The following is a 15,493-nucleotide window of genomic DNA, read 5'->3' on the forward strand; positions in this document are numbered from 1 at the left end:
CCCGGCATGCAAGTCACGGCGGAGATACACCTTGGTACCAGAACCATTCTTGAGTATTTGCTCTCACCGGTCATGGGGGCGTTTCAGGAGGCGGGGAGGGAGCGGTGAGGGGAATGAAGTTGAAAGTCTTGACGGGTACGCTGACGATCAGAATTGCGAAAAAAATATTTTGAGGAAAGCGGCATGATGATTAATTGTAGTACGTGCCCAATGATTCCCCTAAAGGGCAATTCGATGCTGCCCCTTTGATTTCCTGTTTACGATGTGGATGCAGCAAATGATGCGATATTTGAGATGAGGAGATTGGGATGATCGAAAATCAAATGCCTATAGCTAGTCATGGAGGTGTCCGTTGGTGGTACATCAGTCTGACGATGCTCTGTTTGACAATTATTGGTTCAGCCGAGGCGGCAACTTTGCCTAAAGGGGATTGTTTGGATCCCAAATCCTTCACAGATTTAAGGCACTGTCGATTTAAGGGCGCTGACTTAAGGAATGTGGATCTACAGGGCGCTGATATGCGTGGGATTTTATTCTTTAGAACACAGCTTCAAGGCGCCAATCTGACCAATGCTTTGATTGATGGACGTTATATAACGTATGCATTCTTGGATGGAGTGATTGGTTTGCCAACAGAAGCTCTAAAAATTATTAATACCTCTTATCTAGTAACACCTAAGGACAGGGACGATTATTCAATTTCCGCTTTGCCAAGCGACTACAAAGGCGGCAATGAAAATATCGCGGGACTAGACAATATTTTCTTGACGCAAAATGTGGCAGGAACTTATAGCACCCTAGCTTTGCTCGCATATCCAAAGTATGGAGATACACAAAAGTCGACAATATTTGCGCGATTCGATAACGAAAAATTTGATTTTCCTGCCTGTTACAGAAGCGTCAATCTATTAAGTAGTGTTCGCCACTACTACCCCCGATGGAACTCAATGAAGGTTAAGTCAACCTCAAATAGTGGTTACTTAATCGGGGTGCACGCATCCGGACAAGATGGTGACGACATGGGGATGGGCGGGTGGGACATGATTGCCTTCATAAAGCTATCACTAAACTGCGACATATCTGTTTTGCACAAAGAAAATGCCAAGTGGGCGGAAGATCCAGAGCAAACAAGCTGCCAAGGTGGACATCTTGACTATCGTTTGGTGGATGAGCGAACAGCGGAGATACAGATAACTGAGCACACTTGTGGGTTGTCAGAAAAATCTAAAGCGAAGGTCTCGTACAAGAAAATCAAGCTAGATATACACAATTAAGTAGTTACGACAAAGGGGAATATTATGAGCTTTCAAGATGTAATGAACCAAATGCTGCCCCCGAACAATGGTGTTTCTGCGGGAATCACCAGTAACGGAATAAATACTTTTTGTAGTCATCGTGATCGTCCGATTCCTAAAAGACAAATTCATTTTGGCGTCGATATTAATTATGCAGGCTTGGGCCAAAATGGCCTTAACTTGACCAACCCATCAGTCTATTCGCCTGTATCTGGAAAGGTAATTGGTATTCAAAGTGGAACTAATGGAGTCATTATTCGAGACCAATATGGATTTATTCACGAGCTGAGGCATTTCGAGACATTAGATTCAAATCTAACAGTAGGGGCCAATATAAGTGCGGGCGCACTAATTGGTACAATGGGCGATACAGGGTCGCCTGGATCGCAACATGTTCATTACACCATGAAAGTTGGCGGTACACCGTTTGATCCTGTTGCCTACTGGGACAGCGGAGTTATTGATGATCCATCACTCTGCCCTGACACGCCTATCAATGAAATCAAAAAGAAAGTCGCCAAAGCCACCGTCACCCGCTCTCCGATAGCGCTAGACCTCAACGGCGACGGCGTCACCACCACCCCCCTGACTGCCGGCGCCTACTTCGACCACGACGGCAACGGTTTCGCCGAACAGACCGGCTGGGTGAATTCTGATGACGGAATACTGGTACGTGACCTAGATGGCAGCGGCACCATAGACACCGGGCGTGAACTCTTCGGCTCCGAGACAATCCTCGCCAACGGCCAGAAAGCCGCCAACGGATACCAAGCCCTCGCCGAACTCGATACCAACCACGACGGCCAGATCGATGTACAAGATGCCGCCTACAGCACCCTCAAAGTTTGGAAAGACATCGACGGCGACGGCTACAGCAATGCTGACGAACTCATGTCGCTCGCTGACGCAGGCGTACAAAGCATCGCCACCGGTTACGCTACCGTCAACCAGACCGATGCCAACGGCAACATCACCAAACAGACCAGCACCTTCACCAAAACAGACGGCAGCACCAGTGCTACTGCCGACATCTGGTTCCAGACCGATAAAACCTACACCATCGCCAACGACTGGATCGAAGAGGCCGACATTGTTGCCGCCTTGCCTGACCTAGAAGGTCTCGGCAACGTCTACGACCTGCGCCAAACTATCCTGCGAGACAGCACTGGCCATCTGCAAGACCTTGTCCAGCAATTCATCAACGAGACCGATCCTGCTGCCCGCCACGCGCTCACTACTCAACTCATCTACGCATGGGTCGGAGTAGAGAATATTGATCCCGCCAGCCGCGCCGCCCGCATCATCTACGGCAACGTCATCGGCGACGCGCGCAAGCTCGCCACCCTCGAGGCCATATTGGGTGAACCTTATCTAGGAACATGGTGCTGGGGCGAACGCGACCCCAACCCGCACGGCCCCGCCTCCAAGATATTGCTCGAAGCCTTCAACGAATTCGCCGACAGCGTTTACAACCAACTCATGGCGCAGACGCATTTCCAGCCGCTGATCGACACCATCAGCTACACCTGGAACGCCACCACCCTGCAATACGACTGGGATATCAGCAACACTATCACCGTATTACAGGCCATCTACGATGCCGACCCCAGCAACAGCATCCTCGATATCAGCGAATTCGCCAACGTCCTCAAACAAAGCGATGCCAACGGATTGCAAGTGCTCGGCGCACTGCGCGCCCAAGGCGATGCCACAGGCTCAGGCTTCGCCCAACTGCTCGCCATCATCGGGCTGGATACCACCATGGGTGATGCGGGCAACAACACTTTGCGCGGGAGTGCCATCAACGATGCCCTGTATGGCATGGGCGGGCAGGACAACCTGTACGGCAACGGCGGCAACGACATCCTCAACGGCGGCACCGGTGATGACTATCTGGTGGGTGATGCGGGCAACGACACTTACCTGTTTGCGCGCGGTGACGGTAACGACATCGTCTACGATGTGGATGCCACGATAGGCAATACAGACACCATCCGCTTCGGTGCGGGAATTACCGAAAGCGACATCGCCCTGACGCGTAGCGGCTACGATTTGGTGCTGACTATTACCCCGCCGCTAGATTCTGGACTCGCTGCTGATCAGATCACCATCCACAACTGGGGGGAAGGCGATGTCTACCGCATTGAGCGTTTTGAATTCGCCCCCACAGTTGCGGGGGAACTTGGTGTGGTGTGGGATACAGAACAGATACAAGCACATATTCCTGTGCCGGTGAGCACCGAGGGTGATGACACCTTGTTCGCATGGCAGGGCGATGCCGTATCTCCCCAAGGCTTGGGCGGCAATGACATTCTTTATGGCAACAGCAGCAATAACGCATTGGATGGCGGTGCAGGCGATGACTGGATCGACGGTGGCGCTGGCATCGACCAGATGACAGGCGGCACAGGCAACGATACTTACGTGGTGGACAATGCAGGAGATGTCGTCACAGAAAATATCGCTGAAGGTATCGACACTGTCCTATCCGGCATCAGCTATACCTTGGGCGACAATCTGGAAAGCCTGACCTTAATGGGTGGCGATTCCATCAGCGGTACGGGCAATGCACTGGATAACGTGATCATTGGCAACGCTTCGGCTAATTTGCTGGATGGTGGTGCAGGTGCCGATGCGATGGCAGGTGGTGCAGGAGATGACACCTACATTCTGGATAATCTCGGCGATACGGTGATGGAAAACGTCGGACAAGGTAAAGACACGGTCGTTAGTCCATTCGATTATGTTTTGGGCGCGAATGTCGAGAACCTCACCTTGACACAGGGTGTCGCATTGAACGCGACCGGCAACGAACTCGACAACATCCTCACCGGCAACAGTAACGACAATACGCTGACTGGACTGGCCGGCAATGACAAATTGGATGGCGGTGCAGGTGCTGATACCTTGCTGGGTGGGACGGGTGACGACACTTACATCGTAGAAAATACGGGCGATCTCGTAGTCGAGAACTTGGGGGAGGGGATCGACCTAGTCAAGTCATCCATCACTTACACACTCACCGATAACGTCGAGAATCTCACGCTGACAGGTGCAGCAGCAATCAATGGCACAGGCAATGTGCTGGACAACTTCATCACCGGCAACGATGCCGCTAACACTCTAATTGGATTGGAAGGCAACGACACGCTGGATGGCAAGGGTGGTGCAGACTCATTGCTGGGTGGAGCTGGCGACGATACTTATGTCGTCGACAATGCAGGCGATGTTGTCACTGAAAATGCACTTGAAGGCATCGACACCGTACAGTCCGGCATCAGTTATAGGCTCGGTGACCATGTCGAGAATCTCACGCTCACTGGTTGGTCAGCTATAAACGGTACAGGCAATACGCTCGACAATGTCATCGTCGGCAACGGCAGTAGCAACGTTCTGGATGGCGGTGTGGGGGCGGATGCCATGGCTGGTGGTGGTGGTGACGATACATATATCCTCGACAACCTCGGTGACACAGTCAACGAAGCATTAGGGTATGGGACAGACACGGTCATTAGTCCCTTTAATTACACGCTCGGCGCGAACGTCGAGAACCTCAACCTCACCGAAGGCGTTGCAATAATCGGTACTGGCAACGAACTCAACAACGTTGTCATCGGTAACAGCAACGACAACATACTGACCGGCTTAGCGGGCAATGACACGCTGGATGGCGGCATCGGTGCGGATACGCTAGTTGGCGGCACTGGCAACGACACCTACGTAGTGGACAACCTACTCGACACCACCATCGAAGCGGCGGGTGAGGGCATCGACACCGTCAAGAGCAATCTGACATGGACGCTGGCGGACAACCTCGACAACCTCACACTCACTGGCGCGGCAGCCATCGATGGCACGGGCAATGTGCTGGATAACGTGATTCTCGGTAACGTGGCAGACAACACACTCACCGCGCTGGGAGGCAACGACACGCTGGATGGCGGTGCAGGTGCTGACACCATGCTGGGCGGCACAGGCAATGACACTTACGTGGTGGACAACGCAGGCGATCTGGTGATCGAGAATGCGGGCGAAGGCATCGACCTAGTCAAGTCGAGCATTACCTACACGCTCAATGATAACGTTGAGAATCTAACCTTGACCGGCTCGACTGCAATTAGTGGCACTGGAAACGTGTTGGACAACGTCATTGTTGGCAACAGCAGCAGCAACACACTGGCAGGATTGGAAGGTGACGACACAATCGATGGTGGTGCTGGTGTAGACACCATGCTGGGCGGTGTGGGCAACGATACCTACGTGGTGGATAACACGAGTGATGTGATTATCGAAAATGTGGGCGAGGGTGTCGACACTGTTTTGAGCAGTGCAGAATATACCTTGTCTGACAACGTTGAGAATTTGACGCTGACAGGCGCAGCAAACGTTAGCGGCACTGGTAATGCACTCGACAACATCATTACAGGAAATTCAGCTAACAACGCGCTCTTCGGGATGGGAGGAAACGATACCCTATTTGGCAATGCTGGCAACGACACCTTGGATGGGGGCGTAGGTGCTGACACCATGTCAGGCAACGCAGGTAACGATACCTATGTCGTGGATGACATCGGCGATGTTGTGAATGAGTCGTTCAATTCAGGTACTGACACTGTTCAATCCGCCATCAATTACGCACTGACCGACAACGTTGAGAATCTGATCTTGACAGGAACCGACAACCTTGATGCCAACGGCAACATGCTGATCAACACCCTCACTGGCAATGCAGGCGACAACATCCTTTTCGCTCTGGCAGGTAACGACACGCTGGTGGGTGGTGCGGGCAACGATCTGCTGGATGGTGGCACAGGCGCAGACACCCTGTCCGGCGGCACGGGCGACGACACCTACATCGTTGATGACATCGGCGATGTCGTCACTGAAAATCTTGCCGAAGGCATGGATACCGTGCAGTCCTCCATCGCCTATACGTTGGGCGACAACGTCGAGAATCTCACCCTTACCGGCACGACCGTGATCGATGGAACCGGCAACGCACTGGACAACGTCATCACCGCCAATGACAGCGGCAATATCCTGAATGGCATGGAAGGCAACGACACGCTCATGGGTGGTGCGGGCAATGACCTGCTGGACGGTGGTCTCGGTGCGGACAGCATGTCGGGTGGAGCGGGTGATGACACTTACATCGTGGATGAAGTCGGCGATGTGGTGAATGAATCTACTGGTGCTGGCACGGATACCGTGCAGTCCTCCATTACCTATACCTTGGGTACCAATGTTGAAAACCTCGTTTTGACTGGCGAGGCGAATCTGGACGGTACCGGCAATACTCTGGATAACAGCCTCGTCGGTACGGCCGGAAACAATGTGCTGGACGGCGGTGCGGGAGTGGACAGCTTGGCAGGCGGTGCGGGAAATGACACTTACATCGTGGACGATTCCGCAGACGCGGTAGTCGAGCTGGCCGGCGAAGGGACGGACAGCGTGATCGCTTCGGCGGATTACACGCTTTCGGACAATGTGGAAAATCTTACCCTCGCGGACGGCGCAGTGTCAGGCACAGGCAACGCGCTCAATAACCTTATCACCGGCAATGCTGGCGACAACGTCTTGAGTGGCATGGCGGGCAACGACACGCTGGATGGTGGCGCGGGTGTGGATGCGATGGCGGGCGGTATCGGTAACGATACCTACTATGTGGACAATACAGCCGATGTCATCGCAGAAAATGTCAACGAAGGCACAGACAGTGTGCTTGCCTCGGCGACCTACACGCTTTCTGATAACGTCGAAAACCTCACCCTCACTGGCACAGCCAACATCGACGGCACGGGCAATGCGCTGAACAACGCGATCACCGGCAATAGCGGTGCAAACGTACTGGATGGCGCAGCAGGCGCTGACACCATGACGGGCGGGGCGGGCAACGACACCTATATCGTGGACAACGTGGGTGACAAGACGGTCGAGGCGCTCAATGCGGGTATCGATACCGTGCTCTCTTCTGTGAGCTATACCTTGGCTTCCAATGTCGAAAATCTCACGCTCACCGGCGCGAACAACATCAATGCGACCGGCAACGAACTGAACAACATTCTGATCGGCAACACGGCCAACAATGGTTTGTACGGTTTGGCAGGGAACGATACGTTGATCGGCGATACCGGGAATGACGTATTGAATGGCGGCACGGGCGCAGACAGCATGGCTGGCAATGCAGGCGACGACATCTATGTCGTCGATAACGCGGGCGACGCAGTGACGGAGAATGTTGATGAAGGTGTCGATACTGTGCAGTCCTCCATCACTTACACGCTGGGCGCGAACGTCGAAAATCTCACCCTGACCGGCACAGCTTCGATCAACGGCACGGGAAACGCGCTGGACAACGTGATCGTGGGCAACAACGGCAATAATGTGCTGTCTGGCCTGGACGGAAACGATAGCCTGACCGGCAATTCCGGCAACGACACGCTGAACGGTGGCACGGGGGCGGATGCAATGGCGGGCGGTGCAGGAAACGATACTTATGTAGTGGACGATGCGGGCGATCTGGTAACAGAAGGGTTGAACGCTGGAACCGATCTGGTGCAATCCGGCATCACTTACACGCTCACCGCGAACGTCGAAAACCTCACCCTGACCGGCGCGGACAGCATTGACGGCACCGGGAATGCGCTCAACAACATCATCACCGGCAACACCTCGGCGAACGTGCTGGACGGCGGCGCAGGCGCGGACACGATCTATGCAGGCACAGGCGACGACACGCTAATTGGCGGCGACGGCAATGACGGACTTTACGGCAACGAGGGAAATGATCTGCTGCTGGGCGGTTCGGGCAACGATACGCTGAATGGCGGCCTAGATGCGGACACGATGCAGGGCGGCTTGAACGATGATACCTATGTGGTGGACAACGTCGGCGATCTTGTCGTGGAGAACCTCGCAGAAGGCACGGATCTTGTGCAGTCGTCCATTACCTACACGCTCACGGATAACACCGAAAACCTCACTCTGACCGGTACGGCTGCGATCAACGGCACGGGCAACATCCTCAACAACATCATCCTTGGAAATACAGGCAACAACACCTTGGTGGGTCTGGAAGGTAACGATACGTTGAATGGCGGTGCGGGTGCAGACACCATGTTGGGTGGCTTGAACGATGACACGTATGTGGTGGATAACGCGGGTGACATCGTCATTGAGAACCTTGGCGAAGGTATCGACAATGTGCAGTCTGGTATCAGCTACACGCTGACGGACAACGTTGAGAATCTCACCCTGACCGGTACGGCTTCGATCAACGGCACGGGCAACGCGCTGGACAACGTGATCGTGGGCAACAACGGCAACAATGTGCTGTCTGGCCTGGATGGCAACGACAGCCTGACTGGCAATTCCGGCAACGACACGCTGAACGGTGGCACGGGGGCGGATGTGATGGCGGGCGGCGCGGGCAACGACACCTACGTGGTGGACAATGTTGGCGACTTGGTGACCGAGGCAGTGAATGCGGGAACAGATCTGGTGCAATCGTCCATCACTTACACGCTCACCGCCAATGTCGAGAATTTGACCCTGACCGGCGCTGATGTCATCGACGGTACGGGTAATACACTCAACAACATCATCACGGGCAACGCTGCGAACAATATCGTGGATGGCGGTGCAGGTGCTGATTCGCTCTATGCTGGAGCGGGTGATGACACGCTGCTAGGTGGGGCAGGCAACGACATTCTGGACGGTGGTGTGGGCGCAGATGCGATGTCCGGTGGTTTGAACGACGATACCTATGTGGTGGACAACGTCGGCGATCTGGTTACAGAGAATCTGAATGAGGGTGTCGATCTTGTTCAATCTTCCATCACTTATACGCTGACCGACAACGTCGAGAACCTCACCCTGACCGGAGCGGCCAACATCGACGGTACGGGCAATATGCTCAATAACGTCATCCTTGGCAACAGCGGTGCTAACCTGCTGACGGGTCTGGAAGGTAATGACACGCTAAATGGTGGTGCGGGTGCGGACACCATGCTGGGTGGCACCGGTAACGATACATTTGTCGTGGACAATGCCGGCGACCTTGTTATCGAAAGTCTTGCTGAAGGTGTCGACAACGTTCAATCCAGCGTCACATACACGCTGACGGACAACGTCGAAAATCTCACTCTGACCGGTACGGCATCGATAAATGGAACTGGCAACGCGCTGGACAACGTGATTGTGGGCAATACAGGTAACAACGTCCTGTCCGGTTTGGAGGGCAACGACAGTCTGACCGGCAACTCTGGCAACGATACACTTGATGGTGGCACCGGCGCTGACAGCCTGGCAGGCGGTGCAGGCAACGACACCTACGTAGTGGACAATATCGGCGATATGGTGACCGAAGCAGCAAACTCCGGCACGGATACGGTTCAGTCGTCCATCACTTACACCCTGGGGGCGAATGTCGAGAACCTCACCCTCACTGGGGTGGATGCCATCAACGGCACGGGCAATACTTTGAATAATACGATCACGGGCAATGCGGCCGCGAACGTGTTGGATGGTGGGGCAGGTGCGGACAGCATGGCTGGCGGAGCGGGTGACGATACCTACATGGTGGACAACGCCAGCGACGTGGTGACGGAAGCGTTGAATGCGGGTATTGATCAGGTTCAATCCGGCATCAGTTACACACTGACTGCAAACGTCGAGAACCTAACTCTGACGGGTGCCGCCGCGATCAACGGCACAGGCAATGCGCTCGACAACATAATCATCGGTAATGCAGCAGCCAACGTGCTGAACGGAGGCACGGGTGCAGACACGATGTCCGGTGGTGCGGGTAACGACACCTATGTCGTGGACAACGTCGGTGATGTCATAGTGGAAGAACTCAATTCCGGTACGGATAGCGTACAGTCCAGCGTCACATACACGCTCTCTGACAACGTCGAGAATCTCACGCTAACAGGCACAGCTGCCATCGATGGCACCGGCAACGCGTTGGACAACGTCATCTCAGGCAACAGCGGCGTTAATGTGCTGGCCGGCCTAGGGGGCAATGACACCTATTACGTAGACAACACGGCCGATGTGATCGTGGAGAATGCTGGTGAGGGCACCGATTGCGTGAACTCGTCCGCGACTTATACGCTTGCCGACAATATCGAGAACCTAACCCTTACCGGGACGGCTGCAATCAACGGCACGGGCAACGCACTCGACAATGCGATCACTGGCAATAGCGGCAACAACGTGTTGGATGGTGGCGCTGGCGCAGATGCGATGGCAGGTGGTGCAGGTAATGACACCTATGTCGTGGACAATGCAGGCGATGTGGTAACTGAAGCATTGAACGCTGGTACTGACACGGTTCAATCCAACATCAGTTACACCCTCGGCAACAATCTGGAGAATCTCGTTCTCACAGGCGCAGATTCGCTCAGCGCTACGGGGAATTCATTGAACAACGTAATCTCCGGCAATAGCGGCAACAACTTGATCGATGGTGGAGCCGGTGCAGACACGATGTCGGGCGGCGCAGGCGATGACACGTATGTGGTGGATAACACGGGTGACGTGATTGTTGAAGCTGCGAGTGAGGGGTTCGATACTGTTCAAGCCAGTGCAAATTACACGCTGGGGGCCAATATCGAAAATCTTGTCCTCGCTGGCACTGCCGATATTAGTGGTACAGGAAATGCGCTCGACAACGAGATTATCGGTAATTCTGGCAACAACTCACTGATCGGTGATGCTGGCAACGACACCCTCAATGGTGGTGTTGGCGCAGACTCTATGGCCGGTGGAACAGGTGATGACACATACATCGTCGACGACACAGGTGATGTTGCAATAGAAGCCATGAACGCGGGCATCGACTCCGTTCAATCGAGCGTCACTCACACCCTTTCCGACAACGTCGAGAACCTCACCCTGACGGGCGCAGCCTCCATCAATGCAAGCGGCAATGCGCTGGATAATATCCTCACTGGCAATAGCAGTGCGAACGTACTGGATGGCGGAGCAGGGGCGGATACCCTGATTGGCGGCCAAGGCAACGATACGTTGATGGGTGGTGCAGGTAATGATCACTACGAATTCAATCCGGGTGACGGGGTCGACACCATTGTTGATGCATCGGGTCTCGACACGCTCTTTGTGGGCGGCAACCTGATCGAAGCCAATCTCGAAGGATTCCGTGTCGGGAACGACATGTTGATCAGTGTGATGGGTACGACCGACTCCATCACACTGATCAACTGGTTCGCCCAAGGGCAAGGTGTGCAACGTATCGAATTCGCAGATGGCTCATTCTTGGACGCAGTCGGCATTGAAGGCCTGTTGAATCGTCCACCAGTCGCGAATCCGGATGACATCACCGTTGACGAAGATACCGCACAGACTGCCATCCCGGTCTCGACACTGCTTGCCAACGACACCGACCCGAACACGGGTGACGTCATCAGCTTGGCAGGATTCGATGCCGTCAGTGCACTTGGCAACACCGTCGCACACGATGCAAATGGCAATCTCGTTCTGGACATTGGACAGCGCTACCAATCCCTTGCCCAAGGCCAGACCGTCACAGACACCTTCGGCTACACCATCAGTGATCGCAAAGGCGAAACAGACAGCACATTGGTTAACGTCACCATCACTGGTGTGAATGACGCACCGATCACTGTGACTGATGATGCAACTGCATTGCAGGAAGATATCAACATTTCCGCGATAGGGAATGTCCTGACCAACGACAGTGACATTGACCAAGGAACGGTATTGCAGGTCGCCAACGCGGGTGTCTTCATCGGCCAGTACGGCACCCTGACGTTGAATGCGGACGGCAGCTACAGCTACGCACTGGACAACGCCTCACTTGGCGTCCAATCTCTTGCCCAAGGCCAAGTCGTCACCGACATCTTCGACTATGCAGCAACCGACGGCATCACCTCCACACCTTCGACTCTGACCGTCAGCATCACCGGCACGAACGATGCACCGGTAGTCGTTGCGGATGTGAACGCTGTGCAAGAGGATGTAGTGATCTCTGCAACCGGCAATGTGCTTGCCAACGACAGCGACATCGACCAAGGCACCGTATTGCAAGTGGCGAATGCCGGAGTTTATGTCGGCCAGTTCGGTACGCTCACCCTCAACGCAGACGGTAGCTACAGCTACTCGCTAGACAATGCCTCGCTGGGCGTTCAATCTCTGGCCCAAGGCCAAGTCGTTACCGACACCTTCGACTACGCAGCCACCGATGGCATCACCTCGACCCCATCAACCCTGACCGTCAGCATCACTGGCACAAACGATGCACCTGTGGTTGCAGCCGACGAAAATGCTGTACAAGAGGATTTGAGTATCACTGCCACCGGCAACGTCCTCACCAACGACAGCGACATCGATCAAGGCACGGTATTGCAGGTCGCCAACGCGGGTGTCTTTGTCGGCCAGTTCGGCACGCTGACGCTGAACGCCGACGGCAGCTACAGTTACGCGCTAGACAATGCCTCTTACGGTGTTCAGTCTCTAGCAGAAGGGCAGGTAGTAACCGACACCTTCGACTATGCCGCGACAGATGGCATCACTTCAACACCATCGATCCTGACCGTCAGCATCACGGGTACCAACGATGCACCGATCACCACTGTTGATACCGCCGCCGTACAAGAAGATGTGGTGATTTCGGCAACTGGCAACGTCCTGACCAACGACAGCGACATTGACCAAGGCACTGTGCTGCAGGTCGCCAACGCTGGCGTCTTCGTCGGCCAGTTCGGAACCTTGACGCTGAACGCCGATGGCAGCTATAGCTATGCCTTGGCCAACGCCTCACTTGGCGTTCAGTCTCTAGCTCAAGGCCAGATCGTCACCGACACCTTCGACTACGCCGCCACCGATGGCATCACCTCCACACCTTCTGCCCTGACAGTGAGCATCACCGGCACTAACGATGCGCCGATAGTCGTTGCGGATGTGAACGCCGTACAGGAGGACTTAAGTATCACCGCCACCGGCAACGTGCTTTCCAACGATAGCGACATCGACCAAGGAACGGTATTGCAGGTCGCCAACGCTGGCGTCTTCATCGGCCAGTTCGGCACGCTCACCTTGAATGCCGATGGCAGCTACAGCTACGCTCTGGACAATGCCTCGCTGGGCGTTCAATCTCTGGCCCAAGGTCAGATCGTTACCGACACCTTCGACTACGCAGCCACCGATGGCATCACCTCGACCCCATCAACCCTGACCGTCAGCATCACCGGCACCAACGATGCCCCAATCGTCGCTGTACCGCTGACCGATGCCAGCACTCTGGAAGACCAGGCCTTCAGCTATCGTGTGCCGGACGGTACCTTCACCGACATCGACCAAGGTGATGTGCTGAGCTATCAGGCCGCCATGTCTGATGGATCTGCCCTGCCAGACTGGCTCAAGTTTGATGCCGTCACACAGACCTTCAGCGGCATCCCCTCCAACTGGGACGTTGGGGTTATGGATGTTTCGGTAACAGCTACCGACCCCCACGGAGCCACTGCCACCAGCACCTTCAGTCTGGACGTGCAGAACGTCAATGACGCCCCCGTCGTCACGGCGCATATGGCCGATCAGCGTGTCGACAACGGCAAACGCTTCAGCATCACTATCCCGGCCAGCACCTTCGATGACTGGGACATCGTGCATGGCGACAGCCTCAGCTACAGCGCAACCCTTGCCAACGGTGAGGAACTACCGGAATGGCTCAGCTTCGATGCCGCCACCGGCACCTTCAGCGGCAAGGCAAAAGGTTCGGACAGCTACGACATTCTGCTCACTGCCACCGACCAAGCCGGCGCCAGCGTTTCGCAGGTCTTCACCCTCAACACAGGCAAGCACGAACAGGATGAACATCGCGATGACGAGCATCATGACAATGAGCATGATGATGACGAGCATGACCACCACGCCGTCCCAGACACCACGCAGGACGAGATCATCGTCAGCAGTAGCGTGAATGACATCATCCACACCGGCAACGGCGCGGACAGCATCCTCTTCGGTCGCGGGGATGGGCATGACACGGTCTACGGCGGAGAAGGGACGGATAACACCCTGATCCTGACCGACGGCATCCAAATGACCGACATCGCCCTTACCCGAAACGCCAACGACCTCATCCTGGAAGCGGGTGCAACCGACCAGATAACCCTGCGTAACTGGTACGACAACACCGCCAACTACAAGAGCGTGCTCACACTGGATATTATTTCTCAGGCCGTTACCGAGTTCGATCGCAAGTCGAAATGCAAGTCTGAACATAAGTCAGACCATCAAGAGATCAAGACCACGATAGACCAGTACGATTTCAGTGCCGTGGTCGCGGCCTTTGATCAGGCCTGGGCGGCGGACAGCACGATCCAGCATTGGAACGCCGCACAGACACTGGCAACAGCCCATGTGGATGACGGTGAGGATGCCTCACTGGGCAGCCCGGCCTTCAAGGACATGAGCATCAGCAGCTTGATGGCGTTGGGGCAGGCAAACCAGAACCTCAATGCGGTGCAGTTGAATCAGGATCGGGCGCGGGGATAAGCGTTAAATGCGATAACGGTGCAGAGATGCGACCGTTATCGAGACATGGTGGCCCACCTGGACCACCACACCGGCGAGACTAGGCTGAGCTACGCGCGGATGACTGGACATGCCGTTGTGACACTCGTGCAGTTCATTCCGTGCGACCCGGTCGAAGGTGAGCCTTTTTCAATGTAGGCTAGGTGGTCGCTGAAGCTTATCGGTGGCAAGGAAGGGCGCATGGAACTGTTATTGCAGCTAACAAGGTGATGCAAAACGGTTTCAATCGAGCAGGCATGAAAGCCTTCTGGGCTGTGGCTATCGTTCAGTACCGGTGCCGAATCGTTGGTCAATCGGAGTTGTGAAATGAGTGAATCTGAATTGCGGCCAAGGGTATTCGTCGCCGACCTCATCCAGCCCGGCGATGTTGTCTTGACGACCACGCCCGACCCGATGAGCCAAACGATACGTAAGTTCACCGGCACGGACATCTCCCACGCCATGATTTGTGTGGATACGTCGAGCGTGATCGATTCCACAAGCGACGGTGTTCACGCACGTAACCTTTGACCTGCCCCCTGTAGCCCTACCACCGATCAGTAGTAAAGCCCTTGGGTTGCGAGCTTAAACTATTTCACTGCTCGATTGCATTGCTCCATCTTTGTTCTGCCGGTGCT

3 protein-coding genes are annotated in these 15,493 nt (G+C 54.9%); all 3 read left to right on the top strand.

Annotated elements, in window-relative coordinates:
• The first annotated feature begins 308 nt into the window (after positions 1 to 308).
• Positions 309 to 1,274 carry a pentapeptide repeat-containing protein gene (locus tag ACYPYQ_RS13255; protein ID WP_459724386.1) on the top strand — a complete coding sequence of 322 codons (966 nt, stop codon included), beginning with the start codon at positions 309 to 311 and terminating at the stop codon, positions 1,272 to 1,274.
• 51 nt (positions 1,275 to 1,325) lie between these two features.
• Complete coding sequence (locus ACYPYQ_RS13260) at positions 1,326 to 14,837, top strand: VCBS domain-containing protein (protein WP_459724388.1); 13,512 nt, start codon at positions 1,326 to 1,328, stop codon at positions 14,835 to 14,837.
• A 345-nt stretch (positions 14,838 to 15,182) separates the two neighbouring features.
• Positions 15,183 to 15,386, top strand: coding sequence for a hypothetical protein (locus ACYPYQ_RS13265; RefSeq protein WP_459724390.1), 204 nt, complete (start codon positions 15,183 to 15,185; stop codon positions 15,384 to 15,386).
• The last annotated feature ends 107 nt before the right edge of the window (positions 15,387 to 15,493 follow it).

The organism is Sideroxyarcus sp. TK5 (genome assembly GCF_054601595.1).

Bases quoted from the DNA above. Each gene is read 5' to 3' on its own strand.
- ACYPYQ_RS13255 (WP_459724386.1), top strand. From the start codon at position 309: ATGATCGAAAATCAAATGCCTATAGCTAGTCATGGAGGTGTCCGTTGG.
- ACYPYQ_RS13260 (WP_459724388.1), top strand. From the start codon at position 1,326: ATGCTGCCCCCGAACAATGGTGTTTCTGCGGGAATCACCAGTAACGGA.
- ACYPYQ_RS13265 (WP_459724390.1), top strand. From the start codon at position 15,183: ATGAGTGAATCTGAATTGCGGCCAAGGGTATTCGTCGCCGACCTCATC.